Origin of the sequence: Altererythrobacter epoxidivorans, from assembly GCF_001281485.1 — a bacterium.
GTDB classification, from domain to species: Bacteria; Pseudomonadota; Alphaproteobacteria; order Sphingomonadales; family Sphingomonadaceae; genus Erythrobacter; species Erythrobacter epoxidivorans.
This window is the reverse complement of record NZ_CP012669.1, coordinates 590,970-616,491: the sequence shown is the minus strand read 5'-3', so window position 1 is coordinate 616,491 and position 25,522 is coordinate 590,970. Positions and strand designations below refer to the sequence as shown.

The 25,522-nt window shown below is 60.9% G+C and carries 31 protein-coding genes and 2 tRNA genes; 22 read left to right on the top strand and 11 right to left on the bottom strand.

All coding sequences use genetic code 11. The features are described 5' to 3' along the window. The first annotated feature begins 48 nt into the window (after window positions 1–48). The 5 genes from AMC99_RS03155 to AMC99_RS03135 all read left to right on the top strand — a co-directional run bounded on the left by AMC99_RS03155 (window position 49) and on the right by AMC99_RS03135 (window position 3,458). Complete coding sequence (locus AMC99_RS03155) at window positions 49–462, top strand: holin family protein (protein WP_061922670.1); 414 nt, start codon at window positions 49–51, stop codon at window positions 460–462. A gap of 25 nt (window positions 463–487) precedes the next feature. Next, window positions 488–937: a type II 3-dehydroquinate dehydratase gene (gene aroQ, locus AMC99_RS03150; RefSeq protein ID WP_061922667.1), complete on the top strand. Its 450-nt coding sequence runs from the start codon at window positions 488–490 to the stop codon at window positions 935–937. A 121-nt stretch (window positions 938–1,058) separates the two neighbouring features. Continuing rightward, window positions 1,059–1,514 carry an acetyl-CoA carboxylase biotin carboxyl carrier protein gene (gene accB, locus AMC99_RS03145; protein ID WP_061927639.1) on the top strand — a complete coding sequence of 152 codons (456 nt, stop codon included), beginning with the start codon at window positions 1,059–1,061 and terminating at the stop codon, window positions 1,512–1,514. Between the two features lie 7 nt (window positions 1,515–1,521). Further along, complete coding sequence (gene accC / locus AMC99_RS03140; RefSeq protein ID WP_061922665.1) at window positions 1,522–2,871, top strand: acetyl-CoA carboxylase biotin carboxylase subunit; 1,350 nt, start codon at window positions 1,522–1,524, stop codon at window positions 2,869–2,871. A gap of 2 nt (window positions 2,872–2,873) precedes the next feature. After that, entirely contained in the window at window positions 2,874–3,458 is a 585-nt protein-coding gene (locus AMC99_RS03135; RefSeq protein WP_061922663.1) for a GNAT family N-acetyltransferase, read from the top strand. Window positions 3,459–3,478: 20 nt separating this feature from the next. Here the strand turns inward: AMC99_RS03135 and AMC99_RS03130 are convergent, their stop codons facing one another. From AMC99_RS03130 to AMC99_RS03120, 3 genes are read right to left on the bottom strand one after another with little or no spacing between them, the layout of a single operon-like run. Further along, window positions 3,479–3,847, bottom strand: a complete 369-nt coding sequence (locus tag AMC99_RS03130) for a hypothetical protein (protein WP_157058241.1) — start codon at window positions 3,845–3,847, stop codon at window positions 3,479–3,481. Then, window positions 3,840–4,343: a hypothetical protein gene (locus AMC99_RS03125; RefSeq protein WP_157058240.1), complete on the bottom strand. Its 504-nt coding sequence runs from the start codon at window positions 4,341–4,343 to the stop codon at window positions 3,840–3,842. The genes AMC99_RS03130 and AMC99_RS03125 overlap by 8 nt, the downstream gene beginning before the upstream one ends. Then, entirely contained in the window at window positions 4,343–4,807 is a 465-nt protein-coding gene (locus AMC99_RS03120) for an Lrp/AsnC family transcriptional regulator (RefSeq protein ID WP_061922655.1), read from the bottom strand. Before AMC99_RS03120 ends, AMC99_RS03125 begins: the two co-directional genes overlap by 1 nt. Before the next feature lie 210 nt (window positions 4,808–5,017). On the opposite strand from AMC99_RS03120, the gene AMC99_RS03115 reads away from it, so the two are divergent. From AMC99_RS03115 to AMC99_RS03095, 5 genes are all read left to right on the top strand, one after another. Continuing rightward, window positions 5,018–6,820 (top strand): histidine kinase dimerization/phospho-acceptor domain-containing protein, encoded by a 1,803-nt coding sequence (locus AMC99_RS03115; protein WP_061922652.1) that lies wholly within the window; start codon window positions 5,018–5,020, stop codon window positions 6,818–6,820. Window positions 6,821–6,863: 43 nt separating this feature from the next. Next, window positions 6,864–7,850 carry a polysaccharide deacetylase family protein gene (locus tag AMC99_RS03110; RefSeq protein WP_198143563.1) on the top strand — a complete coding sequence of 329 codons (987 nt, stop codon included), beginning with the start codon at window positions 6,864–6,866 and terminating at the stop codon, window positions 7,848–7,850. Between the two features lie 77 nt (window positions 7,851–7,927). Then, window positions 7,928–8,004, top strand: a tRNA-Ile gene (locus AMC99_RS03105). Window positions 8,005–8,032: 28 nt separating this feature from the next. Further along, window positions 8,033–8,109, top strand: a tRNA-Pro gene (locus AMC99_RS03100). Window positions 8,110–8,136: 27 nt separating this feature from the next. Then, window positions 8,137–9,474, top strand: coding sequence for an MATE family efflux transporter (locus AMC99_RS03095; RefSeq protein WP_061922646.1), 1,338 nt, complete (start codon window positions 8,137–8,139; stop codon window positions 9,472–9,474). Here AMC99_RS03095 and AMC99_RS03090 read toward each other — a convergent pair. Then, window positions 9,471–10,688: a GGDEF domain-containing protein gene (locus tag AMC99_RS03090; RefSeq protein ID WP_083440065.1), complete on the bottom strand. Its 1,218-nt coding sequence runs from the start codon at window positions 10,686–10,688 to the stop codon at window positions 9,471–9,473. The two genes, AMC99_RS03095 and AMC99_RS03090, sit on opposite strands and share 4 nt — an antisense overlap. A 201-nt stretch (window positions 10,689–10,889) precedes the next feature. On the opposite strand from AMC99_RS03090, the gene ettA reads away from it, so the two are divergent. Beyond that, a complete protein-coding gene (ettA, locus tag AMC99_RS03085; protein ID WP_061922640.1) occupies window positions 10,890–12,563 on the top strand; it encodes an energy-dependent translational throttle protein EttA in 1,674 nt (557 codons plus the stop codon). Window positions 12,564–12,628: 65 nt separating this feature from the next. Then, complete coding sequence (locus tag AMC99_RS03080) at window positions 12,629–12,835, top strand: hypothetical protein (RefSeq protein WP_157058239.1); 207 nt, start codon at window positions 12,629–12,631, stop codon at window positions 12,833–12,835. 26 nt (window positions 12,836–12,861) lie between these two features. Here AMC99_RS03080 and AMC99_RS03075 read toward each other — a convergent pair whose 3' ends face one another. After that, window positions 12,862–13,185: an ArsR/SmtB family transcription factor gene (locus tag AMC99_RS03075; protein WP_061922635.1), complete on the bottom strand. Its 324-nt coding sequence runs from the start codon at window positions 13,183–13,185 to the stop codon at window positions 12,862–12,864. Beyond that, on the bottom strand, window positions 13,182–13,589 hold the full coding sequence (locus AMC99_RS13835) for an SRPBCC domain-containing protein (RefSeq protein ID WP_232301534.1): 408 nt from the start codon (window positions 13,587–13,589) through the stop codon (window positions 13,182–13,184). The genes AMC99_RS03075 and AMC99_RS13835 overlap by 4 nt, the downstream gene beginning before the upstream one ends. Window positions 13,590–13,867: 278 nt before the next feature. Here AMC99_RS13835 and AMC99_RS03065 point away from each other — a divergent pair, with 278 nt between their 5' ends. Beyond that, window positions 13,868–14,305, top strand: a complete 438-nt coding sequence (locus AMC99_RS03065; RefSeq protein ID WP_061922629.1) for an FKBP-type peptidyl-prolyl cis-trans isomerase — start codon at window positions 13,868–13,870, stop codon at window positions 14,303–14,305. A gap of 231 nt (window positions 14,306–14,536) precedes the next feature. On the opposite strand, the gene AMC99_RS03060 is transcribed toward AMC99_RS03065, so the two are convergent. After that, window positions 14,537–15,118 (bottom strand): pyridoxamine 5'-phosphate oxidase family protein, encoded by a 582-nt coding sequence (locus tag AMC99_RS03060; RefSeq protein ID WP_061922625.1) that lies wholly within the window; start codon window positions 15,116–15,118, stop codon window positions 14,537–14,539. A 177-nt stretch (window positions 15,119–15,295) separates the two neighbouring features. On the opposite strand from AMC99_RS03060, the gene AMC99_RS13830 reads away from it, so the two are divergent. Beyond that, window positions 15,296–16,294, top strand: coding sequence for an RcnB family protein (locus AMC99_RS13830; protein WP_232301490.1), 999 nt, complete (start codon window positions 15,296–15,298; stop codon window positions 16,292–16,294). A 139-nt stretch (window positions 16,295–16,433) separates the two neighbouring features. Here AMC99_RS13830 and AMC99_RS03050 read toward each other — a convergent pair whose 3' ends face one another. After that, entirely contained in the window at window positions 16,434–16,982 is a 549-nt protein-coding gene (locus tag AMC99_RS03050; protein WP_061922622.1) for a cytochrome b, read from the bottom strand. 113 nt (window positions 16,983–17,095) lie between these two features. Here AMC99_RS03050 and AMC99_RS03045 point away from each other — a divergent pair, with 113 nt between their 5' ends. After that, complete coding sequence (locus tag AMC99_RS03045; RefSeq protein WP_083440194.1) at window positions 17,096–17,767, top strand: prolyl hydroxylase family protein; 672 nt, start codon at window positions 17,096–17,098, stop codon at window positions 17,765–17,767. A 4-nt stretch (window positions 17,768–17,771) separates the two neighbouring features. Here AMC99_RS03045 and AMC99_RS03040 read toward each other — a convergent pair whose 3' ends face one another. Next, entirely contained in the window at window positions 17,772–19,406 is a 1,635-nt protein-coding gene (locus AMC99_RS03040; RefSeq protein WP_061922619.1) for a lysine--tRNA ligase, read from the bottom strand. A gap of 520 nt (window positions 19,407–19,926) precedes the next feature. Here AMC99_RS03040 and AMC99_RS03035 point away from each other — a divergent pair. Continuing rightward, window positions 19,927–20,607 (top strand): hypothetical protein, encoded by a 681-nt coding sequence (locus AMC99_RS03035; protein ID WP_157058238.1) that lies wholly within the window; start codon window positions 19,927–19,929, stop codon window positions 20,605–20,607. 497 nt (window positions 20,608–21,104) lie between these two features. Beyond that, complete coding sequence (infA, locus tag AMC99_RS03030) at window positions 21,105–21,371, top strand: translation initiation factor IF-1 (RefSeq protein ID WP_061922613.1); 267 nt, start codon at window positions 21,105–21,107, stop codon at window positions 21,369–21,371. Between the two features lie 224 nt (window positions 21,372–21,595). Here infA and AMC99_RS13945 read toward each other — a convergent pair whose 3' ends face one another. After that, window positions 21,596–21,760, bottom strand: a complete 165-nt coding sequence (locus tag AMC99_RS13945) for a hypothetical protein (RefSeq protein ID WP_157058237.1) — start codon at window positions 21,758–21,760, stop codon at window positions 21,596–21,598. Window positions 21,761–22,042: 282 nt separating this feature from the next. Between AMC99_RS13945 and AMC99_RS03020 the strand changes: the two genes are divergently transcribed. From AMC99_RS03020 to AMC99_RS13940, 3 genes are all read left to right on the top strand, one after another. Continuing rightward, the gene (locus AMC99_RS03020) at window positions 22,043–22,252 is read left to right on the top strand and encodes a cold-shock protein (protein ID WP_061927635.1); all 210 of its coding nucleotides are present in this window, start codon (window positions 22,043–22,045) and stop codon (window positions 22,250–22,252) included. An 88-nt stretch (window positions 22,253–22,340) separates the two neighbouring features. After that, window positions 22,341–22,568, top strand: coding sequence for a hypothetical protein (locus AMC99_RS03015; protein WP_061922607.1), 228 nt, complete (start codon window positions 22,341–22,343; stop codon window positions 22,566–22,568). 12 nt (window positions 22,569–22,580) lie between these two features. After that, window positions 22,581–22,769, top strand: coding sequence for a hypothetical protein (locus AMC99_RS13940; protein WP_157058236.1), 189 nt, complete (start codon window positions 22,581–22,583; stop codon window positions 22,767–22,769). Between the two features lie 231 nt (window positions 22,770–23,000). On the opposite strand, the gene AMC99_RS03010 is transcribed toward AMC99_RS13940, so the two are convergent. Continuing rightward, window positions 23,001–23,450 carry a hypothetical protein gene (locus tag AMC99_RS03010; RefSeq protein WP_061922605.1) on the bottom strand — a complete coding sequence of 150 codons (450 nt, stop codon included), beginning with the start codon at window positions 23,448–23,450 and terminating at the stop codon, window positions 23,001–23,003. A gap of 143 nt (window positions 23,451–23,593) precedes the next feature. Here AMC99_RS03010 and AMC99_RS03005 point away from each other — a divergent pair, with 143 nt between their 5' ends. Both AMC99_RS03005 and AMC99_RS03000 read left to right on the top strand, forming a co-directional pair. Next, window positions 23,594–25,081 (top strand): alginate export family protein, encoded by a 1,488-nt coding sequence (locus tag AMC99_RS03005; RefSeq protein ID WP_157058235.1) that lies wholly within the window; start codon window positions 23,594–23,596, stop codon window positions 25,079–25,081. Between the two features lie 55 nt (window positions 25,082–25,136). Beyond that, window positions 25,137–25,520 (top strand): hypothetical protein, encoded by a 384-nt coding sequence (locus AMC99_RS03000; RefSeq protein WP_061922602.1) that lies wholly within the window; start codon window positions 25,137–25,139, stop codon window positions 25,518–25,520. The last annotated feature ends 2 nt before the right edge of the window (window positions 25,521–25,522 follow it).

Below are 25,522 nucleotides of genomic sequence, written 5' to 3'. Positions count from 1 at the left end.
CCGATTTGGTTAGTTCCTTTGCGATTCGCAGCAAAGGAGCGCCCCGCCATGTCCGTTCTAGACAGCCTGATCGGCCCGATCGCCTCGATCATCGACAAGATTATCCCCGACAAGGAAGCCCGCGCCAAAGCCAAGCTCGAACTTCTCAAGCTGGAGGGGACGCAGGAAATGCAGCTGATCGAGGCGCGGCTTCAGGCGATCGTTGCAGAGGCGCAATCGGATGACCCCTGGACCAGCCGCGCCCGTCCCAGTTTCCTCTACGTGATGTACGCGCTCATCCTGCTCAGCGTGCCGATGGGAGTGATCGCCGCCTTCGACCCGATATCGGCGCGCGCCATCGGAGAAGGCATGACTGCCTATCTCGGCGCCCTGCCAGAGGCGCTCTATGCCCTCTTTGGCACCGGCTATCTCGGCTACACGGCGGCGCGCCAGTGGGGAAAGGTCAAAGGCGTCGACAAATAGGACAGCGGCGCGCTAACCAGCGCGCATGAGCAACGCGTCCAATCTCGTCTATGTCCTCAACGGGCCCAATCTCAACCTGCTCGGCACGCGCGAGCCGGAAATCTACGGATCGGATACGCTCGACGACATTGCCGGCATGCTGGAAGACCGGGCACAAGAACTCGGCCTCGAGATCGAAATGCGCCAGACCAATCACGAAGGCATGCTGGTCGACTGGATGCACGAGGCCCAGGCAGAAGGCGCGCGAGCCATCATCATCAATCCTGCCGCCTATACCCACACCTCGATCGCGCTGCTCGATGCGGCCAAGTCGATCCGCACTCCCGTGGTCGAGGTGCACCTGTCCGATCCGATGACGCGCGAGAGTTTCCGCCACACGTCCTACATCGGCATGGCGGCGGCAAAATCGATCACCGGACAGGGTGCAAGGGGCTATGTTCTCGCTCTTGAAGCGGTCGCCAACGGCGAAATCTGACCCCCTGCCCCTTGCCAGCCACAATTCGCGGAGATAGTCGCGTCGGCAACCAACAGTCGACGGGGCAAATATGGCCGAACACAAGGCAACTGGACGCCCGAACGCAAAGAAGGGGTCCGGCATGAATGTTGATACGAAGCTGGTTCGTGAACTGGCTGAACTGCTCGGTGAAACCGGGCTTACCGAAATCGAGGTCGAAGACGGCGATCGCAAGATCAAGGTTTCGCGCGGGGGCGGCATGGTCGCTGCCGCTGCGAACTTCGCACCCGCACCGGTAGCCGCCGCTGCACCGGCCGCCGCTGCTGCGGCTCCGGCGCCTGAAGAAGCGGCGAGCGCCGATCATGCAGATGCACTGAAATCGCCGATGGTAGGCACGGCCTATCTCGCGCCCGAACCCGGTGCCGACAATTTCGTGAAGGTCGGCGACACCGTGAAACAGGGCGACACGCTGCTGATCGTCGAAGCGATGAAGGTGATGAACCCGATCGTTTCCGACAAGGCAGGCACGATCAAGGCAATCCTGATCGACAACGCCCAGCCGGTCGAATTCGACCAGCCGCTCGTCGTCATCGGATAATCTGCGAATGGCAATTACCCGCATATTGATCGCCAATCGCGGCGAAATCGCGCTGCGCATCCATCGCGCCGCGCACGAGATGGGTATCGAAACCGTCGCGGTGCACTCGACCGCCGATGCCGATGCAATGCATGTGCGACTGGCAGACCACGCGGTCTGCATCGGCCCGCCTTCGGCCACCGACAGCTATCTCAATATCGCCAACATCATTTCCGCAGCCGAATGCGCGCATTGCGACGCGATCCACCCGGGCTATGGCTTCCTTTCGGAAAACGCCAAGTTCGCGGAAATCGTCGAAGCGCACGACATTGCGTGGATCGGGCCGAAGCCCGAACATATCCGCACGATGGGCGACAAGGTCGAGGCGAAGCGCACCGCCGGTGCACTCGGCCTGCCGCTGGTTCCCGGATCGGACGGCGCTGTATCGGACATCGGCGAAGCGAAGAAGATCGCTGCCGAAATCGGCTATCCCGTGATCATCAAGGCTGCCAGCGGCGGCGGCGGTCGCGGCATGAAAGTCTGCGACAGCGAGGACAAGCTCGAAACGCTGATGAAGCAGGCGGGGAGCGAGGCGAAGGCCGCATTCGGTGATGCTACCGTCTATATCGAGAAATATCTCGGCAACCCGCGCCACATCGAATTCCAGGTTTTCGGCGACGGCAATGGCAATGCAATCCACCTCGGCGAACGCGACTGTTCGCTGCAGCGCCGTCACCAGAAGGTCCTGGAAGAAGCGCCCTCGCCCGTCATCAGCGACGAAGAACGCATGCGCATGGGCGAAGTCTGCGCCAAGGCGATGCGCGATATGGGTTATCGCGGTGCGGGGACGATCGAATTCCTGTGGGAAAACGGCGAGTTCTATTTCATCGAAATGAACACCCGCCTGCAGGTCGAACACCCGGTGACCGAAGCCATTACGGGTCTCGACCTGGTGCGCGAGCAGATCCGTATTGCGGCTGGCAAGCCGCTGTCGGTCACGCAGGAAGAGCTCGAGTTCAAGGGGCACGCGATCGAATGCCGCATCAATGCGGAAGATCCGTTCACCTTTGCGCCTTCGCCGGGCAAGGTCACCTATTACCACGCGGCTGGCGGCATGCATGTCCGTGTCGATTCAGGGCTCTATGCCGGCTATTCGATCCCGCCCTATTACGACAGCATGATTGCCAAGCTGATCGTTTATGGCCGCACCCGCGAAGGCTGCATCATGCGCCTGCGCCGCGCGCTGGAAGAAATGGTGGTCGAAGGGGTGAAGACCAACATCCCGCTGCACCAGGAATTGCTGCACCAGGACGATGTGCTGTCGGGCGACTATTCGATCAAATGGCTCGAAGAGTGGCTGGCAGAACGGGATAGTTGAGTATGAGCGATCCCGGGATCATTGCTATCGACGATACGCAAGCGGCCCGGGTCCTCGACATCATGACCCTCGCGTTCGCGCGCGATCCCGTCGCCCGCTTCTGGTGGTCGCAGCCCGACCAGTACCTCTATTGGTGGCCGCGCTGGGTCATGGCGATCGGCAGGAATGGCTTTGGCCATGGCGGCGTCGATGCGCTGGCCGATTTCAGCGCCGCAGCCATATGGCTTCCTCCCGGCATACAGACCGATCCGGCCGATATCGCGGCGCTCGACATGCCCGGCGGCGATCCTGAGGAAGAAGCGCTGGGCAATGCCTTGCAGGCCGAAATGGCGCGCTATCACCCGCAGGAAGACCACTGGTATCTCTGGACGCTGGGCACCGATCCGGCCTTTCAGGGCAAGGGACTTGGCGGGCAATTGCTGGAGCATCGACTGGACGTGGCCGACGATGCGGGCATTCCCGCCTATCTCGAGGCATCGAGCCCGGGCCTCGTCCCATTCTACAGCCGCTATGGTTTCGAGCAGGTCGGCCTGATCGAGGTTTCACCCGTGCCGCCGCTGGTGCCGATGTATCGCAAACCGCGCTGAAAGCGCCGCCAACGTCGCGGCTAGTCGATTTTCGGTTCGCCCTTGCGAAACCAGCGCTTCAGTCGCCAGATGTTCGCCAGATTGAGCAGCGCGAAAAGCAGCAGAGCAAGGGTGCCAGCCACGATCATCTCAACATCGGTTCGAGGTCCCGGGGCGAAATCCTGCGTCAAAGTTGTGATGAGCAGCAGGACCGCGAGGAAGGCATTTAGGCAAGGCCACGCGATCAGCGCCCAGCGACGCTTCTCCATGAGCGGACCACCCCGAAGCCAGAGCGGCAATCTCTTTCGCTTGGGCAATGTGCGGTCGAGGTGGCGCGCGAAGGCGAACTGCGAGCCCACGATGATGGCTGACGAAACGAGAAAGCCCGCCGTCGCGAACATGTCAGCCAACCGTGACGCCGCGCGATCGTGCCGCCTCTGCGAAAGCGGCAGCCATTTCTTGGTCGACATTCTTGATTTGCACCGGAGGCGCCGCTTTCGGCCAGATGGAGATTTCCGACTTCAGGCCGCTCTGGTGGATCCGCACCTTGTCGATATCGCCCCATGCCAAGGGGTCGCGGTTGATCTGGCGGTGGAACGCGACCGAAGTTTCGCCTGCCCGGATCGCGAAGGGATCACGAAAACGCTGAACACTTCGCCGGATTTCCCATGCAAGGGCGGCGAACAGCCCAAGCAGCGGAAGGCTGATGCCGTTCCACCTCGCGCTGGCCAATTTCATCAGGAGCTTGCTGTTGCGGGCATAGGCTTCACGCTCGGCAGGTACGAAGCCTTCATCGAAGCCCGCGAGCAATAGCCAGATCGCGACCGGAACGATCACAAGCAGGACCAGGCCGGTAAAACCGTTGCGCCACTCCACCCCGCAAACGGGGTCATTGCCTGTATGCATCAGCCGAGCGGAACACCCGGTTCGTGCTTGGCCGTGCGGATCGTCAGCGATGTCTTCACGCTTTCGACATTGGGCGCTGGTGTCAGCTTGCTGGTCAGGAATTCCTGGAAGCTCTGCAGGTCCTGGCTCACGACCTTGAGGATGAAGTCGATTTCACCGTTGAGCATGTGCACTTCGCGCACTTCGGGCAGTTCGCGCATGGCGTCTTCGAATTCGCGAAGCGCGCTTTCGGCCTGGCTCTTGAGGCTGACCATGGCGAAGACAGTAATCGCAAAGCCCAGTTTCGACGGGTCGAGATCGGCGTGATAACCGCGGATTACGCCATCTTCCTCGAGTCCGCGTACGCGGCGAAGGCATGGCGGGGCCGTCAAGCCGACCCGCTGGGCCAGTTCGACATTGGTTACGCGGCCTTCTGCCTGAAGTTCGGCAAGCAGCTTGCGGTCGATTTCGTCAAGATTGGCCATAAACGCGCCCTAACAATTCCCGGCAATTTCGGGACCCTGCAATGAAACATGCTCCATATAGCATGGAAAGCTAATTTTATTGTTCTTGCCAGCAATTGTCCCGCTTTGCAACGCAAGGCAAAACCGCATCTCCTACATCTTGTGTAAATTGCTACTGCTCCAGATTGTCCAATGGGCGCTTCTGCGCCATCGACGAATGCTGGAGACGCGATGTTCTTTGACGACCGCCTTGCTACTGTGCTGCGCCACCGCGCTGCCGGCGAGCATGCGGCGCGTACGCAGTTCCGGCAGCTCCTCGATCTGCTCGGCAACCGCAAGTACGGGCGCGACGAAAGCCTGGTTGCTGCCGCCTGGCTGAGACTGGGCGCGCTGGGCGAACAGATTCCCTCTGCCGAGCGGGCACGCATGGTCAGCGAACGCGGCTGGCGTTTCCGCAGCCCGGAACTTGCCGCTCACCTTGCCGAAGACGAGCCCGACGTCGCGGCCGCTGCCCTGTCCCGCGCGGACCTCGAAGAAGACGACTGGGAAGCGCTGATCCCGCGATTGCCGGTAAGGGCACGCGGCTTCCTGCGATTGCGCAAGGACTTGCCGCCGCGGGCAGAACGCATTCTCGAAACGCTCGGCATTCGCGATCGCGGCCTGCCGCAACCGCTGGTCGAAGCGATGACGAGTGCGCCTGTCGATGACGGCGGCGATGTTGCCATCGCAAGCGACGCTGATGTCGAAACGCTAGAGCTCGACCAGGAAGCACTGGAAGAGATAGAGCAGCCAGCCGAAGAGGCTGAACCCGAAGCACCGCCCGCTCCGGTCCAGACCACGCGCAATGCGCAGGAAAAGAGCGAGATCGCCGCGCTGGTCGAACGCATCGCGCAGTTCAAGCGCGACCGCGATGTCGCGCCGCCCGCTGTCGACACGTCCCCGCGCCTCCCTCTGGGTGAGGCTCCGCTTCCCGGAGAGCGCGCGATTACCGGCTTCGGTTTCGTCGCCGACACTGCAGGGCGCATCGAATGGGCCGACGCACATGTCGCGCCGATGGTGATCGGCAAAAGGCTGATGCCGCCGCGCCGCGTTGGCGAACTCAATTCGGCCGGACCGATTGCGCGCGCCTTTTCGCGCCAGCAACCGATTGAAGGGACACCGATCCAGCTCGACGGAGCGCCGCAGATCCACGGCGAGTGGATCGTCGATGCGCACCCGCGCTTTGCCCGTTCGGGCGGTCGGTTCCACGGATATGTCGGTCGCTTCCGCCGTCCGGCGCCGCCCGCAGCCGATCTGACAGCCGCGCACGAGGCCGATCGCATTCGCCAGCTGCTGCACGAATTGCGCACGCCTGTGAACGCGCTGCAGGGCTTCGCCGAAGTGATTCAGCAACAGCTGTTCGGTCCTGCGCCCAACGAATATCGCGCCCTTGCGGCGTCCATCGCGGGCGACGCAGCGCGCATTCTTGCAGGTTTCGACGAGCTGGAACGCCTGGCCAAGCTGGAAACGGGCGCCCTCGTCCCCGAACCCGGCGAAACGGATTTCAAAGGCCTGCTCGCCGCCATGACCGAGCAATTGCAGCATGTCCTGTCGCCGCGCATGGCAAGCCTCGATCTCGAAACCGCCGTGCAGGGCGAAATGAGGATCGCGATCGACCAGGACGATGCAGAGGCGCTGGCGTGGCGTATCCTCGCCACGCTCGCCGGGGCTGCCGGCGCAGGCGAGGCCTTGCGGCTGGAGCTTTCGCGTGAAGGCTCTCGCCTGTCGCTCGCCTGCGAGCTTCCTGCCCAGATCGTGTCCGAAGAAGACGTTTTCGCAGCGCAGGTCAAATCGACCAAGAGCGGCATCAGCGCCGGGCTTTTCGGCGCCGGTTTCAGCTTCCGGCTGGCACGGGCGGAGGCCCGCGCCCTGGGCGGCAATCTGGTGCATGACGAGGATCGGATCATACTGACGCTCCCACTCTTGACCGTCAGCGAGCCACTGCCTAGCCCTGACCTCGGCCAGCGAAGCGAGGCGGACGCCGCCGAAAACTGATGCTGGCCCTCATGAGAGGGGCAGTCCTATTTCAGCGATTTCCATGCTGGAGCCGCCGCGCGGCGATGCGAAAGCCCGGTTCAGGCCGGACTTCGGCCAGCGCGTCCTGCTGACCGTCGATACCGAAGAAGAATTCGAATGGGGTGGTGCCTTTACCAAGGACGATCACGGCCTGTCGCACGTCGCCCAGATCCGCCAGTTCCAGGCGTTTTGCGAAGGGCTCGGCGTGGTGCCGCTCTACCTGGTCGACTGGCCGATCGTGATGAACGAACGCGCGGTCGAAGTGATCGGGGAATCGGTCAAGCGTGGCCTCGCAGAAGTCGGCGTGCAGCTGCACCCGTGGGTCAATCCTCCGCACGAGGAGGAGGTCAACGCCTTCAATTCCTATGCCGGCAATCTGCCGCACGATCTCGAGCGGGCGAAGTTCTTGCGCCTGCGCGACGAGATAGAGGCAAAGACCGGGGTCGCGCCTTTGACTTACCGCGCCGGGCGTTACGGACTGGGCCCGAATTCAGCACAAATGCTGATGGATGCTGGCATTGCGATCGATACCTCGGTCCGCTCCAATTTTGACTATCGCGCAGGGCATGGTCCCGATTATTCGAGGCACCCGCTCGAACCCTATTGGGTCGATACGGAACACCGCCTGCTCGAACTCCCGGTAACCTCGGTATTCTGGGGCATGCTGCGCCGACAGGGGCCGGTGCTGGCACCATTGCTGGCGAAGATGCCGATGGTCGGCAGCGCCTTTTCGCGCCTGGGCCTGCTTGAGAAAATACCGCTGACCCCGGAAGGGGTAACGGCGGAAGAGGCGCTGCGAGGCCTGGACATGGCAATCGACGATGGCCTGCCGATCATCGTGCTGTCGTTCCACAGTCCGTCGCTGGCGGTCGGTCACACCCCCTATGTGCGCACCGAGGACGACCTCAACGAGCTCTACGACTGGTTCCGCCAGGTTTACGCCTATTGCGAGCGTTACGGCGTCAAGCCGACGAGCATTGCGGAGATCATGCAATCCACGATTGTATGACATGAATGCACAAGCGTGCTTGTCACCTGCCCGCGCCCATTGTAGGGCGCACGCCGCATTGCTGAAAACCGGCGGGAGGGCCTGTAGCTCAGTTGGTTAGAGCTGGCCGCTCATAACGGCTAGGTCGCGGGTTCGAGTCCTGCCGGGCCCACCATCGGTGGACAGCATTGTGAAACATCGGTCGGGGAGTGGCGCAGCCTGGTAGCGCACCTGTTTTGGGTACAGGGGGTCGCAAGTTCGAATCTTGTCTCCCCGACCAGTTTCACAATCGCGGAAGGAGCCACCGATGAGCACGGCGACCGCGAAAATCCATCAACTCGATAAGCATGCGATCTGGGCCATTGCCCTGCCCGCCATGATCACGAATGTCGCCACGGCGCTGATAGGCGTGGGCGACATGTGGATCGTGGGTCGGCTTGGAGATGCGCCAACACAGGGCGCGGTCGATGTCGGAGCGAGGCTGTTCGCCGTCCTTTTCACCGGCATGAATTTCCTGAAGACCGGCACGACCGGCCTCGTCGCGCAGGAGGGCGCGCGTGCCGGTGCGGAACCGCAGGTCATGGTGCTGGTACGCGGGCTTTATGTCGGCGCGATTATCGCGGCCATCCTGCTGCTGGCCAAGCCGTTCCTGCTGCCCTTCGCCCTCGATGCGCTGGGTGCAGAGGCCCGCGTTCGCGATGCGGCGGCGATCTATACCGAGATCCGTTACTGGGCGGCGCCCGGCGTCATGTTCAATCTCGCGCTGATCGGCTTCCTTGTCGGTCGACGCCAGATGACGGCAATTCTCGTGTTCGAGGTCGCCTACAACCTGCTCAACGTCGGCCTCGGCCTGTTCTTCGTGCTCAAGCTGAATTGGGGCATCGCGGGCATCGGCTGGTCCAGTTTCATCGCCGAATATGCAAAGCTCATCGCCGTCGCGGCGTTCGTTTTTCGCGGGCCGGTGATCGCTCACCTGCTGAAATGCCTTTCGAAACTTCCGTTCGACTGGAAGGGGCTGAAGCCGTTCCTCAGCATGAACCGCGACCTGTTCCTGCGGACCATGATCCTGACGATCTCTCTGGCGGCGCTGACAAGACTGGGTGCGGAGCGCGGACCGGTGGTGCTGGCCGCCAACGGCATCATCTACCAATGCTTCATCTTCTCCGCATTGCTGCTCGACGGGTTCGAGAATGCGGCACAAGTGCTGAATGGAGAGAGGTTGGGCGCCCGCGACCGGGACGGGTTTTCGGGATACGTGCGGGCGATATTGCTGCGCGGGATCGGCGCGGCAGCGATCGTCTCGCTGATGTTCCTGCTGTTTGCCGAACCGATCGTCGCGAGTTTTGCAGCCACCGATGCCGTCGCGGCAGAAGCGGCCGCGATGAAGGTATGGCTGGTACTGATCCCCTTTGCCGGTGTGGCCAGCTTCATCTTCGACGGGGTCTATGTCGGGGCCAGCTGGACCCGGGCATTGTTGCTAACGATGGTCGGGGCGACGGTCGCCTACTGCCTATCGCTGTGGCTGACATGGCCGCTGGGCAATCACGGGCTGTGGCTCAGCTTTACGCTGTACCTCGCCCTGCGCGCAGTGCTGCAAATGGTGCTGCTGCCCCGCCAGATGGCGCGGACTTTCCCGCAAGATTAGCCCGCCTTGGCGCGGCGCTCTTGCAGCTCGACAGGCGCAATGGCCGGAGCTGGCGGCTCGTGGTCTGCCGGCATGTTGGTCGCTTCCACCCGGTTCCGTCCGCCGTCCTTCGCGCGGTAGAGCAGTGCGTCCGCACGTCCGAACAGGCGGCGGTAACTTTCCTTGCCGGTCCACTGGGTGACACCGAAACTGGCCGTCAGGTGGATATTGCTGCTGATGCTTTCGTGCTTCGTCTGCGCAAAGGCGACACGAATACGGTCGGCGAGGCGTGTCGCCTCGGTCTCGTCGCAGTTCCACACGAGGATGCAGAACTCCTCGCCGCCGATGCGACCGGTGATGTCGCAGCTGCGCACGGTGCCATCGATCAGCTTGCCGAAGCCCGCGATCGCCTGGTCACCGGCAAGATGGCCCCACAGGTCGTTCACCTGCTTGAAGTGGTCGATATCCGCGACGACCAAGCTCACCGGCACATCGGCGACCTTGGCCTTGTCGAGCATCGTGGCGAGATCGTTTTCAAAGGCGCGGCGATTGCGCAGCCCCGTCAGCAAATCCCTTGCCGAAGTCTCGCGCATAGAGCTGACGAGGTCGGACACGCAGGCACCGATCAGGGTGATCGCGGTCACCAGCGACATGATCGCCAGCGCCACGTTGAGCACCGAGTAATAGATGGACTCGCGATAGTCCCCGGTCGCGATCGAACCTTCGACCAGCAACGTCAGCACTGGGCGGACGAAGAAGTTGATCGATGACGCGACGAACAGCCAGATCACCAGCACGTCGAACAGTTCGCGTCTGCGCGAATGCATCAGCGTCAAGGCTCCGCCTGCGAACATCACGCCGTAACCTGTGTTTACGATGTAGAGCCGGGGCGCAATGTCGTCGGACACGACGACCGCGACCGCGAGGACCGCAGCGGCGACCGCATAGGTCAGCATGATCGGGCCGAAAAACAGGCGCTGGTGGATCCGCTCGGCCGCGCCCCACAGCACGCACACGGTGCCGAGCGTATAGAAGGCCTGGGTCACGTGGAATGTGAACGGCGATTCTTCCGCCATCAGGTGGGTTGCGCTGAAGCCCAGCGCGAAGAAGAAATAGCTTGCGGCGAAAGCCAGGACATAACGGCCCATCCCCCCTCGCCACCACAGCAAGAGGAAGGTGAAGACAAACACCATCGCCATGAGCGGCGTGGTCAAGCCTATGATTTGTGGAGCCATTCAACCCTTCCCAAACGTTGCCTGTGAATAGCGTCACAAGGTTAAGAGGTCGTTGAGGCTATTCATCGCGCGCGCAGTCTTTCGCGATTGCGCTGCGACCGCGCCTCCAAATGCCCTTGCGCTTGCCCTTGCCCCCCGCAGGCCCTATCTGCGCCAGCGAACCTCCAATCACTGACAAGATTCCTTCGAAGGACCCGCCCGATGGCCGCGCAATACGCCTATGTCATGAAGAACATGACGAAGACTTTCCCCGGTGCCCAGAAACCGGTGTTGAGCAATATCAACCTGCAGTTCTACCAGGGTGCCAAGATCGGCATCGTCGGTCCCAACGGCGCGGGTAAGTCGACCCTGATCAAGATCATGGCCGGCATCGACAAGGACTTCACCGGCGAAGCCTGGGCGGGCGAGAACATCACCGTCGGCTATCTGGAACAGGAGCCCGAACTCGACGAGAGCAAAACCGTGCTCGAAAACGTCAAGGACGGCGCGCGCGAAATCGCCGACATGGTCGAACGCTTCAATGCGATCGGCATGGAAATGGGCGAAGAAGACGCCGACTTCGATGCGCTCAGCACCGAGATGGCCGAACTGCAGGACAAGATCGACGCCGTCGACGGCTGGACGCTCGACAATCAGCTCGAAATCGCGATGGAAGCGCTGCGTTGTCCCCCGGGCGACTGGCCGGTCACCGACCTGTCGGGTGGTGAAAAGCGCCGCGTGGCCCTTACCCGCCTGCTGATCCAGAAGCCTTCGATCCTGCTGCTCGACGAACCGACCAACCACCTCGACGCAGAATCCGTCCAGTGGCTCGAAAACCACCTCGCCGAATATGCCGGCGCCGTGCTGATGATCACCCACGACCGCTACTTCCTCGACAACGTGGTGGGCTGGATTCTCGAACTCGACCGCGGTTCGTACTATCCATACGAAGGCAACTACTCGACCTATCTCGAGAAGAAGGCGAAGCGCCTGGAGCAGGAAAACCGCGAGGAAAGCGGCAAGCAGAAGGCGCTCAACCGCGAACTGGAATGGATCCGGCAGACCCCTGCCGCGCGCCAGACCAAGTCGAAGGCGCGTATCCGCAAGTTCGAGGAACTGCAGAACGCACAGGAAAACCGCCAGGTCGGCAAGGCGCAGATCGTCATCCAGGTGCCCGAGCGCCTCGGCGGCAAGGTGATCGAGGCCAAGAACATCTCCAAGGCCTATGGCGACAAGCTGCTGTTCGAAAACCTGTCCTTCATGCTGCCCCCGGGCGGCATCGTCGGCGTAATCGGCCCCAACGGTGCGGGTAAATCGACGCTGTTCAAGATCCTGACCGGCAAGGAAACGCCCGACAGCGGCACGGTGGAAATCGGTTCGACCGTCCACCTCGGCTATGTCGACCAGAGCCGCGACCACCTCGATCCCAAGAAGAACGTGTGGGAGGAAATCTCCGACGGCCTCGATTACATGAAGGTCAACGGACAGGACATGAGCACGCGCGCCTATGTCGGTGCGTTCAACTTCAAGGGTGCCGACCAGCAGAAGAACGTCGGCAAGCTGTCGGGCGGTGAACGCAACCGCGTCCACATGGCCAAGATGCTGAAGGAGGGTGGCAACGTCCTCCTGCTCGACGAACCGACCAACGACCTCGACGTCGAAACGCTCGGCGCACTGGAAGACGCGATCGAAAACTTTGCCGGTTGCGCCGTGGTCATCAGCCACGACCGCTTCTTCCTCGACCGTCTTGCAACGCACATCCTCGCCTTCGAAGGCGACAGCCATGTCGAATGGTTCGAAGGCAACTTCGAAGCTTATGAGGAAGACAAGCGCCGCCGCCTGGGCGACGCTGCGGACAGGCCGACTAGGTTGGCGTATAAGAAGCTTACGAGGTGAAGATGCCGGAGCGCCGTTGCCTTCTTTGCCTTACTCTCGCCACTTCACTGTTCGGATGCAGTGATGTGGCGACCGAGGCCCAGGCAGCGAAAAATGAAGGTCGGGTGATCAACAACGAGATGATGACTTCGATGTATCCAGAGACATTCAGACTTGGAGACCCCCAATACCTTGAGCGCGACTTCGAAGCGGGCGCGGAATTTATATGTGATGAGATCAAGGAAAAACGCGGGGAGGATATTTGCGCGTCCTCAGATATTAACTGGCGTTAAGCGCATTTCCTAATCCCAATTCAGCATCACCCCAGGAAATCGTCCAGCCGTGCGAGGCTCGATTGCCAATGCCCGCGGTGGTGATCGATCCATTGCTCCAGGTCGTCGAGGCCTGTCGGATCGACCCGGCACATCCGGACCCGCCCCTTCTTCTCGGTTTTGACGAGCTGGCAGGATTCGAGGATCGCGATGTGCTGGCCGATCGCTGTCTTGGTCACACCCAGCGCCTGCGCGAGGTCGGAGATAGAACAGGGGCTCGCCGCCAGCAGGTCGAGGATCGAACGCCTGCTCCGCTCGCCCAGCGCGTCGAGCACCCGCCCCATGTCTTTCGGTTCAGCTTCGCTCGTCATTGAACGGGCAGTGTAGCTTCCATCGCGGAAAGCAGGAACTCCCATCCCATCTTGCGCATCTCCGGCCCGTCCGATCCTTCGAAGAACGCCGCCTGGTGGGTCACCGCGAGACGGCTGCCGCCTGCATTGTCGCTGAATTCGAGAGTGATGACAGCGCTCGAAATGCAGCGGCCGTCCAGATCCGTCGTCTGGTAGAACACGATGCGGTTGTCCGGCTGGATTTCGGCATATTCGGACGACCACTGAAGCACGGCGCCAGCAATCGGCGTGGAAGGAAGCATCTTGGCCCGAAGCACCTCGCGGCCGCCGCGCGTAAAATCGAGGCGGTATTCAAGCTTCTCGTGCGTCGGGCTTTCCGCATACCAGGCTTCTTTCTTGGCAGCATCCGCGAAGGCGGAAAACAGGTCGCCAACCGGGCAGTCATACGCCTTTTCGATCGTGAACCGGTCGTGGGTAATCTCGAAATCGCTGATTGCTCTCTCCTTTGATGAAGTTTTGACTTCACTAAACTGCGTGACGCAATAGTCAAGTCAATACTTCACTGTTGATCGATCACGTGGTGCGTTTGACTTCCCCCGCCATCCTTTGCGACAATGGCCGGCAAGGCGCTCGATCCGCGAGTGCATTCCCTGACGGCGCATCCAAACCCCGCGCCGCGAACACAAATCCCAAAAGGATATTTATGGCTACTCCCAACAACGGTGACACCGTGACCATCGACTACGTCGTCAAGAAGAGCGACGGCACCGTGGTCGGCAGCACCGAGCAACACGGCGCGCAGGACATCAGGCTCGGCGGCGGCGAAATCTTCCCGCAGGTCGAACAGGCGCTGACCGGCATGAGCGTGGGCGACCACGAAAGCGTCGCCATTCCCAGCGACAATGCATTCGGCCCGCGGCAGGACGCACTGGTTATCGACATCCCGCGTGCCAACCTGCCGCCGGAACCGGCCCCGCAGCCGGGCATGGCGATGCAGGCACAGTCGCCCGACGGCCAGCCGCTGACGCTCTACATCGTCGAAGTCGGCGAAGAGAGCGTGAAGGCTGACGGCAACCACCCGCTCGCGGGCGAGGACCTGACCTTCGACATCACCCTGCGCGAGATCAAGCAGGCCGCATAAGCTGACCGGACGGGCGACTGGCGAAACGTGCCGGTCGCCCTCCCCCCTTTTTCCTACTCCGCCTGCGCACGCTATTCCGGCGTCATGCGGCAAATCCCATCATCGTTAGAATCGCCAATTTCCGCGCTTCCCGGCGTGCGAAAACGCCTGTGCGCAGCCCGCAGGATTTCATGGCTAGGACTGTGTTCCATGTGTTCCATCCGTGCGCCACGTGCGACGAATTGAGCAGGTTCACGGTGCAAGCCAACGCCCCTGCAATGCCCCGTCGGCAAGGGTGAACTGCGCACGCCGGTGCCCCGCGTGCGAAAGGAAGAACCAGTCCACCTCCTGCAAGTCGGCGATGATGACGGCAAAGTTGGGCCGCGCGGGCACCAGTTCATCGTCCGTCGGCTCAATCCCCTCGAATTGCGGTGGAAGGCCGGACGTCATCTGGGTGGAGCGAGTGCCGGGCCCTTCTCCCAGGTAACAGCGGCGCGCAAAGTTGGTGCCGGCTTCCCACGCGGCATCGGCAATCGGCCCCTCGGTCTCGATCCTAGCCACGCCCTTGATCCGGATCTGCACCTTTGCACTGCGATCGTAGAACAGCACGCCGACGCGGGGATCGGCTCGAATGACATCGCATTTGGGCGAACGGTTGTCGGTGTGGAAGCGCAGGGTCCAGTCCTCCGCATCGAAAGCGCGTAGGACCAGCACGCGCGCATCGGCATCGCTCGTCGCCAATGTGGCAAGATGCATCGGCAGGTGGCGGTCGGTCGCCGCCCTTTCGAGCCGGCGGATGAAGTCGTCTCTGACGGCATCGAGTGTGTCGAACATGGCGCCAGCCTTCCTCTCGCATCACCGCGAAGTCAATCGCGCATCGTTCATTCCAGGTACGAGAAAGATGAACGGGAGGGTAACCAAGCGGTTCAGATACCGGTCATGCCCGTAGCCATAGAAAGGCTCATCTACATTCGGCCGCAGGTGGTGGGGCGGCATTCTATGGAGCCGAAAATGAACAAGTTAATGAAGGGATCTGCGCTTTCCGCTCTCGCAGCAGCCATGGTGCTCACCGCACTGCCGGCAGAAGCGATCGCCCGCGAAAAGCGTGACGACGCCGAACGAAGCGTCAACAATCGCGGCAAGCAGTTTCGCGAGGCGCGGCAGGATCGCAGCGCCCAGCGTACCGAGCAGCGTTCGCAGCGGACCGAAAGCCGCGGTGATCGTGGTGGTGACCGCCAGGTAGAACGCCGCGCTGCCCCTGTACGGGTGACCCAGGACCGCGAAGCTCGCAACTCGCGTGACTGGAACCGTTCGGACAGCCGTTCGCAGACCGCGCAGACCCGCTCGGGCAGAGACTGGAATCGCTCGGACAACCGTTCGCAGACCGCCCAGACCCGCTCGGGCAGCGACTGGAACCGTTCGGACCGCAGTGACCGTCGCCAGGCGGACAATCGCTCGGGCCGCGAATGGAACCGAGACGGCAACCGCACGGAACGCCAGCGTGACAGCGCGACGACGACCCGCAACCGCAGCTATAGCGACCGCGATCGCAACAGCACCTATCGTGACGGCTATCGTGACGGTCGCCGCGCCGAAAACCGCAATGATCGCTACGAACAGCGCAATGCCTATCGTTCGGGTTATCGCGATGCCAGCAGGCACGACCGCGACCGTGACTATCGCAAGGGTGACTACCGCCGTTGGGATCGCAACAGCTGGCGCAGCAACCACCGGTACAACTGGTACGATTATCGCCGGGCGAACCGCAATCACTACCGGATCGGGCGCTATTACTCGCCCTATCGTTACCACAGCTACAGCCGGATCAGCATCGGGTTCTATCTCGACAACCTGTTCTTCGGCAGCCGCTACTGGATCAACGATCCGTGGGATTATCGCCTGCCCGAAGTCTACGGCCCCTATCGCTGGGTCCGCTATTACGACGATGTGATGCTGGTGAACGTCTATACCGGCGAAGTGGTCGACGTGATCTACGACTTCTTCTGGTAAGCCTCAGCAGGCGGCGCGCCCCCTTCCCCCTTCCGGGTGCGCCGCCTCGCAAAGGACGACCGACTGGAGCACATTCGGTCGTTCCTGCCCCCCGCCGACGCTGTTGGCGGGGGTTTTTGTGTCCTGCTTCCGGCTGGGCCTAGCGGCTGCCGCCGAACCACATCCGCGAAAGGCCGGGGATCTTGTCGATGAAGCTGTGCTTCAATGCGCCGAGGACATGAAGGATGATCAGGTAGATCATGATCGACCCGCCGGTCGCGTGCGCATCGAAGATCGCCTTACCCGCTTCGGGGTTTTCGCCGACCGGCAGCATCGGGATTGTGAAGATGCCGAAGAAATCGATCGGACGTCCGGTCAGCGAACTGGCCAGCCAGCCGCCGATGGGCAGGCCGATCAGCAGGATGTAGAAAATGACATGTACGGCCTTGGCGAGCGTCTTTTCCCATCCCGAAGCCTGTTCGGGCATGGGCGGAGGCTTGTGACCGAGCCGCCAGGCAAGGCGGCCCAGGCTGAGGACTAGGATCAGCATGCCCAGCGCCTTGTGATTGCCGAATACCTCTGCCTTTTCGGGCATCTGGAGGTGTTCGGCCGTTTCGGCAATCCGCCAGTTCACGATCACGAGGATCGCGATCAGCCAGTGGAAGATGATCGCGACGGTCGAATATCTGGAAGACGAATTGGCCGACATGTGTAATCCCCTAGGTCTATCTGAGTGCGGTTGTAGCATCCGCGCCTGCCACGGCAAGCTGGCGTATCGGTTGCCGACTTGCCCGCATGGCTTTGATCGCTATGGGTCATGACATGAGCGCCAAGAATGAGATTATTCCTGACAAGGACGCACTCGCCCGCGTCGGAGAAAGCGTACGCAAGCGCCTGAAGGCAGATCCGCAAGTCTATCAGGTCGAGACCGACAAAGCCGAAATCTTCGCTATCGGCGACTTCCTGAGCGCTGAAGAGTGCAAGCGCCTGTGCACGATGATCGACCTGGTGGCCAAGCCTTCGACGCTGCATGAACAGGATTACGCAAGCGGGTTCCGGACATCCTATTCCGGCGATCTCGACCCTTCCGACAGCTTCGTCAAAAGCATATCGCGCCGGATCGACGACCTCCTCGGCATGGCGCCGAAATGCGGCGAAGCGATCCAGGGGCAGCGCTACCTTCCCGGGCAGCAGTTCAAACCGCACAACGACTGGTTCTACACTTCCGAGAAATACTGGGAGCTCGAACGCAAGCGCGGCGGCCAGCGTTGCTGGACGGCGATGGCATTCCTCAACGAGGTCGAGGAAGGCGGAGAGACGCATTTCACCGAAGTCGGCATCAAGATCGAACCGAAGCCCGGCGTCCTGCTGGTATGGAACAACGCCCTGCCCGACGGCACGCCGAACGAGGGCACGATTCACGCAGGCACCCCCGTCCTGAAGGGCGCCAAATACGTGATCACCAAATGGTATCGCACCCGCGAGTGGAAGTGACCGCTCAGGCTTTCGCCAAGGCTTCCGCGATCAGCTTGCGGCTGTTCTCGACACCGTAAAGCGCGATGAAGCTGCCCATTCGCGGCCCCTGCTCGCTGCCGAGCAGCGTCGCGTAGAGCGCCTTGAACCAGTCGCGCAAATTGCCGAAGGCAAATTCCTCGCGCTTGCCGATCTCGTAAACCTCGGTCTGGATATCCTCCGCGCTTGCGTCGGCGGGGGCCGTCGCGAGATAGTCATCCAGCGCTTTCAGGGCTGCCGCCTCGTTCGCGGCTGGCGCTCGCTTGTTGAGCGTCGGAGCGACGAAATCGCGATTATAGGCGAGCGCAGTCGTCACCAGGACGTCGAGCTCAGGATGCTTGGCCGGATCGGCATCGTCGACGTAATTGGCAAGGTATGACCAGACGGATGCACGGTCCGCCTCTGCGCCGAGCACCCCGACGAGATTGAGCAGCAGGCCGTAGGTCACAGGCAGGGTGTCGCCTGCACCGGGCGCTTCTTCAGCCTGGTACCCGCCATTGACGCGCAGCAGGTGCCAGACCGGATTGCCGAGCTGCTTGTCGAGATCCTGTTCGGCGAGCCGTTCGCGGAACTGCCAGTAGTCGTCCACCGCGCGCGGGATCACGCCCACGTGCAGCTGCTTGGCGCTCTTGGGATTGGGGAAGATGTAGAAGCCGAGGCTCTCTTCGCTGCCGTATTGCAGCCATTCCTCGATCGAGAGGCCGTTGCCCTTGGACTTGGAAATCTTCTCGCCATTCTGGTCGAGGAACATCTCGTAGATCAGGCCTTCCGGCTTGCGACCGCCCAGCGCCTGCACGATCTTGCCCGACTGCACGCCGCTGTCGGTCAGATCCTTGCCGTACATCTCGTAATCGACGCCCAGCGCATACCAGCGCATCGCCCAGTCGACCTTCCACTGCAGCTTGGACATACCGCCCAGCGCAGACTGTTCAACGACGGTGCCATCCTCGTCGGTGAAGCGGATCGTGCCGGCCTCGGCATCGACGACTTCGACGGGGACCTGCAGAACGCGGCCCGTGCCGGGCGAGATCGGAAGCACCGGCGAATAGGTCTTGCGACGTTCTTCACGCAGCGTCGGCAACATGATGTCGAGGATCGCCTGGTTCTTGCGCAGCACCTGGCGCAGCGCATCGTCGAAGCGACCCGAATTGTACATGTCGTTCGCGGCGATGAATTCGTACTGGAAGCCGAAGCGGTCGAGGAAGTCGCGCAGCATCGCGTTGTTGTGCGCAGCGAAGCTTTCATGCCCCTTCTCGAAAGGGTCGGGCACGCGGCTAAGCGGCAAGTGCAGGTTTGCCTCGAGCAGCGCCTGGTTCGGCACGTTGTCGGGCACCTTGCGCAGGCCGTCCATATCATCGGAAAAGGCGACGAGGCGCGTCTTGCCGTCTTCGGGCTTTGCACCGATCAGCGCCTCGAAGGCGCGGCGGACCAGCGTGGTGCGCAGCACTTCCTGAAAGGTGCCGATATGCGGCAGGCCGCTGGGGCCATAGCCGGTTTCAAACAGGACCGGAGAGCCGTCGGGCTTCACGCCATCGGGATAGCGTTTGAGCAGGCGCTGCGCCTCCTGGAAGGGCCAGGCCTTGGACACACGTGCGGCTTCGATCAGATCGGTCATGCTCATGGGCTACGCCTTTGCCGCTCCGAAGCCATTTCGCAAGCGCGAAGTGGAGGCGCTCCGCAATGGAAATCCTACTGGATGGAACACATGGAACACTGTCCTGGAGCGAAAAACCGACCCTTTCGCAAATACGGATTCTGGCGCAATCGGAAGGCGGAGAACGGGCCGGTTCATGCCAGCTGCCATACGCGTGTCGCCGGAAGTAGGACAGCAACAGCCTTCGAGGATTGGAAGCGAACGGCGGTCGGTCGGCTAACGACCCGATTGCCGACGTTGCACATAAGGGTATGTTGGACGGATGTGGCGGTCGCATTTCGTTGTGCTGGATGAAGAGCCAAGCGAGCAAGGCCTCGCGCGGGTCAAAGACGGCTATCAGCTCTGGCACGAAAGCCGCACCGGGCTCTATTTCCTCACCGCGCACAGCGAACCTCTAGGGAGCAGGCCCAATTTCAGCGATTTCCTGGACAGGGGGATCTGCAGCAAGGCTGACATCAGCCCGATCGAAAGCCTGCTGGCGGGCGAATTGGCCGAACTCGACCTGCGGAAATACGAAGTCAGCGCCGATCTGATTCACAGCGCGGCCTCACTCTCGAAGCAGCTTGGCATGCGGGTGCTTGTGGCTGAAGACACCGATGACGAATACGGGATGGCGGTGCTCGCGGAGGATGGCAGGTTGCACTATCTGCGGTTGCGCACCACGCTAAAGGATGCGCCCGACGACGAGTGCGGGGTTGAAGTGGTTTATCGCCCGGAAACCGGCTTTGAGATCGACCGCGATCCGGCAGGTGATATTTATGGCCTTGCTCAAACCGCAATTGACGATGCGTTTGGGGTGGCTGGGCTCAACCTTGTGAATTTCAGCGATCACAAACCAACACGCGAACAAGCCAAGCAACGTGCGACCGGCCAAGGCGTTTCGATATCAGCCTATCTCGACAGTTACGGCGTATTCAAACGGATCAGCCACAGACCCGCGCAGCGCACGACCCGCGAGAAGCTGCTGTTGCCGTTCCGAATATTGATGACACTGCTTGTCGTCCCGTTTTTCCTTGTCGGGCTGATGGCCTATGCAATCTTCTTTTCAGGCAGACGAGGCCGAAACGGCGAGATCAACGAAAACTATATCGTTCTGATCGGCGTCGCTGTGCTGGCACTGCCGATCTGGGGGCTGGTCCGGTTGGTTGGCGCCATGTCGGGAAGTTGAGCGCAAAATCAGCTCGACCAATTTTTGATCTCTTTCACCATCGTGCGTGAGGGTGGGCCGACCGCTTTCCATCCGGAAGCGGCCATTCGCTGCCAGCCCTGACACGATCTGAGAGCCGCCCTTCAAGAAATGCGGCTAGGCGGAGAATGGGCCAGTTCATGCCGGCCGCTGTACGCGTCTCGCCGGAAGTAGGACAGCAACAGCCTCTGGCAAATTGCGTGCGAGTAATCGCCAATTGCGCTCAACATCCGGCTGCGGGAATTCGCGAGGGACGTCACCATTTCAGGCACTCGGGCACTTTTTTAATAATTTCCTCGCGGGACTTGTAATTTTTTTGCACGCTGCTATATCGAAATTGCCAAACGTCGTTTGCGACGGATATTGATTGCCGAAAGCGTCGCACAGGCGCGTTACCGACACCTAATCCATTTCATCCTTCCTGGCTCCGCAGCGGAATTCGTCCGTGCGGGTGATTTCTCGTACGCTAGGATGTTTTGTTGGCGAAAGAAGAGCTCATAACGATGGAGGGCGCGATCGACGAGATCCTGCCCGATGGTCGCTTCGGCGTCACCCTCGACAATGAGCATCGCCTCATCTGCTACACCGCAGGCAAGATGCGTCGCTACCGCATCCGTTCGGTCGTTGGAGACCGCGTACACGTCGAAATGACGCCATACGATCTGAGCAAAGGCCGGATCGTCTTCCGCGAACGAACTCCAGGGCCAATGCCCGCCGGTGCTCGGAAGCGCGGATACAGGCGCTGAGATTTTAAGAAGGCGGCGGGAAGACCCTGCCGGACATACAAAAAATGAACACTATGAATGTGTGCGATACGTCGCGCCCTAAGCTTTCAATGCGTTACGGCGCCATTCACGCGCAGAGCGGGGGCCGGGATAATAAAAATGCCGGAACCATGGCGACCGCGGAATTGCGACGTGTCGTCGCAACCATGATCGACTGAGCCATCAACACCACTCGCGGCCATGCTTCAGCATCCCGCCACCGCAGGAGAACTGACATGGACCTCAACCACCAATATGCCCAGCACCAACGTGCCCTCATGGGTGCCGACTGTGCCGCAAACGATGACGACCGCCTCGCCAAACTGGCGAAGGCTTCGCACATTGCCGGGCGCATTAGCAAATTCCAGCACGGGCTTGGCGCAGCCGCAGCCTGTGCCTGGAGCAAAGCACAATTTGCCAATCCGGCAACCCTGACAAAAGGCTCCAAAGCGGCTCACTAATACGGGAGGCTTCTGCCGCCCAAAGACATGCTCACGTTGAATTTCGACGGATATCGACGCTTGGCGAGACATTCGGAAACTTCCGGTCTCGCGCCAACACGACGACGAATTCCTTTCAATTGACGACTTGACGCACGAACCCAGCTCGCAATCGCGCCAGCCGGAAACAAAGGTTTCTTGAAAGGAAACGAAATGACTACTGGTACAGTAAAATTCTTCAACAGTGACAAGGGCTACGGCTTCATCCAGCCCGAAGATGGCTCCTCAGACAGCTTCGTCCACATCTCCGCCGTCCAGGCGGCAGGGATGACTACTCTCGATAAAGACCAGCGCCTCAACTACGAGGTCGAAACCGGCCGCAACGGCAAGGAAAGCGCGGTCAATCTATCCGCTGCAGACTAATCAGCTTACCCGAGTTCCTCTGGCGTGCTTATGCGACCCAGCACGCCAGAGGGACACCCTGATCTGATCCAGACTTGGGAGATGCACATTGTACCAATCGTTCGAATTCTACGAAGCGCGTGCAAAAGAAGCAGCTCTCGAAGCGGAAGCGGCAACGCTCGAGAACGTCAGGCAACGTAGCTTGCGCGCCGAAAAATCCTGGACAGGGTTGGCAGAACTGGCGCTAAGATTAGAGCTGGAACGCGCAAAGGCAAAGCAATCCAAGGCTGAAAAGCAAGATTCCGAGCCAGATCTGCAATTGTTGAAGTTGAGCTAGAGCTAGCTCGCGATGACTTTACCCAAAGGATTTGCCATGTTCCGCCGAACCGACGGAACGACAGCTGCTTGCCGGGTTTCGGCAATCCTTTTTGTTGGCAGGAATGAACGCGGTATCGTTCTGAACTTCGCGGGCGGCGCACAAGTCAATGTTCATGAAGATTTCGATGAAGTGATGGCCCTGCTGTCGCAGGAAACCTGAGCGGATACAGCTGCGTCAGCATTTTACGCTAACGCACACATTCTCCAACTCTTGTACGCGATCTGAGAGGCCCCTAAAAATTAGGGCAATTCGACCGTATCCTTCACCGTTCCATAGACAAAGCTGGTGTTGATCGTGGCGATGCCGGGCGTTTCGCGCATGAAAGGATCATGAGCGCCTAACCCCGCCGCAACGATGCCGAGCAGCAGCCTTGCCGGGCAACTTGCCCCCTTACCTTGTGGTCATGCCTGCCCTTACCAACTCGATGCCCTCGGCCAGGTTCGCAATATATCCGATCGACAGCTCGGTCATGGGGCGCAGGTCTTCCGATCCTCTTTCACCGATCTCCCAGAAACCGTTCTCGTCCCTGGTGATCCACGATTTCGCCTCCATCTTTGCGAGTTTGCGACGGACGGACTCTCTTGGAATACCAGTGATCTGCGAAATCGAGTGAGTGTTGAGCGGCCTTCGGAAATCGATGTTCCGATGCGCCAGAAGATCCGCATAGGTGAACGATTTGGGCAGTTCGTCCTTGGGCAGGAGAGCAGCCCCGATCACGGCCAGGATCAGCATGGAGTCGAGGTCGCCATCGAATGCGTGTCTTAGTCCGCTGAGCAGAGCGATCAGTCCCTCGACGTGACGGGGCCACAAAATCGCGAAATTTTCCTCTGCGATATTCAATCACTTAACCCTGTACCAACTGCCACAGACCAGTCCTTTTCCTACATGCGCCCATTTTGGGCAACGACTATCTGGAAAATGTGAACGTTCCGAGAGATTAGGTTCGTCAGGGTCGCTAATTCCGCTTGACTGGGGATTGGCAAATGATTGATCGCGTCGTTCGGTATGGGGTGATCGGCCGTGGCCGTTCATGGCCCGCGCTTGCTTTGCGACGCGGGATTTCGTGCATTCTGTTCGCGGCAGCACCCGCCGCATATTCACAGGATGCGATTGCGGAAGGTCCCGCCCCAGAAAGCGACAAGACCGAAATCAAGTTCACCCTCGAGGGCGGCATCAACGCGGTTGCCGAAACGAACCTCTATTGGAACCTGGCCGACAAGTTCGCCCCTTCGGCTGATTTCGATTCCGACACTCAATGGCTCGAAATATACGCAAAGCCAGGGGTCGAACTCACTCATACGCTGGACGGATCGGGCGAGATTTACGGGGGCTTTTCGGTCGTGGCTTCCACCACGCTCGGAACCGATGCCTTCGACAAGAGCGACACCGGGCGCGTCACGATCGAGGAAGCTTTCCTGGGCTTCCGCACGGGCACTGTCGAAACCGGCCAGTTCGACCTCTCCGCAGGCGCTCAGGAACTCAAGCTTGGCACAGGCATGCTTATTTCCAACGGCGCATCCAACGGCTTTGAACGTGGCGCCGTGAAGCTGGGGCCGCGCAAGGCGTGGGAACGGACGATCATCGCCCGCTATCGAAAGAAGGGCCTGACCACCACGGCCTTCTTCATCGATCCCAACGAACTGGCGTCGAACAACACCAAGACCCACAGCGTCGGCGCGGACATCCGCTACGACCTCGATCGGACCGATTTCGTCGGCGTTACCTATGTCAACGTCCTCCAGTCAGGCGCACCGTATCCGCAGGCCGCGCCAGCAGGGGTCGGTCCACCGAATTTCCTCGACGGCGGCCGCGATGGCCTGAACGCGATCTCGTTCTACGGGCTGGTTCACCCTGCAAAGGGCAGTCTTCCGGGTTTCTACATCGGCCTTGATGGCGCTTACGAATGGAACGGGCGCATCGATCTCGAAGCGTGGGGCGGGCGCGTGAAGATCGGCCATGCCTGGAACGACAAGCCGTGGCGTCCCGACCTGTCCTATTCCTACCAGACGTTCTCGGGCGATGATCCGGATACGCCCGAGCTGGAACGTTTCGACCCGCTTCATTACGAAGGCTCCCCCGCCAGCTGGGCGACGGGATCCAAGGCGGCGCTCGTATTCATCAACTCGAACGTCCAGTCGCATCAGCTGACCTTGCGGACGATGCCCAGCCCCAGGGATTTCCTGACGCTGCGCGCGGCCCACATCAGGGTCAACGAACAGCGCAGCCCGATCCAGTTCGGCCAGGCGACGAGGCTTGAGATCACCGACGAGCTCGGCAGCGTCATTTCGGGTGTCACAGCCAACCATCTCGCCGACGATTTCTTCGTCGAATACACCCGCATCCTGACGCCGAATATCTTCCTTACGGGCGGCTTCAGCATCTCCGTTCCCGGCAAGGGGATCGAACATGCATTCGGCGGCGACGCCCCGAACTGGACCGGAGGTTTCGTGAACGTCGTCGTGAATTTCTGATTGCAGACAAACGCGCCGCATAGCTCGGCATGACTAGAATGAAGGAGAGGAAACCATGAAGCAGAATGTTATCAAAGCCCTCGCGGCGGGCGCGCTTGTAATGACCGCCGCTTCGCCTTGGCAGGCGGTTGCCCAGGACGAGGGAGGCGAGGCACTGAGCCAGGAAGAACAGGTCGATAACGGGCTGAAAAATTTCGGCTATATTGCCGGTCTTTCGCGCGGCTGTGTGGCCGAAAGCCAGCAGGTCGCATTCGAACGTGACGTGCTGGACATGCACGCTTCGATCAGCAGGCTTCTCGGCGTGGATCGCGCATTCCTGTTCTCCGCAGCATTCGGTTACGGAACGAGCGTGGCAGTCGAAACTGAGAACTGCGCCGAAATCCTCCGCCAGTACGAAAAGCGCAGCGCCAAGTTTCGCAATGCGGCACAGGGAGGCTGAAC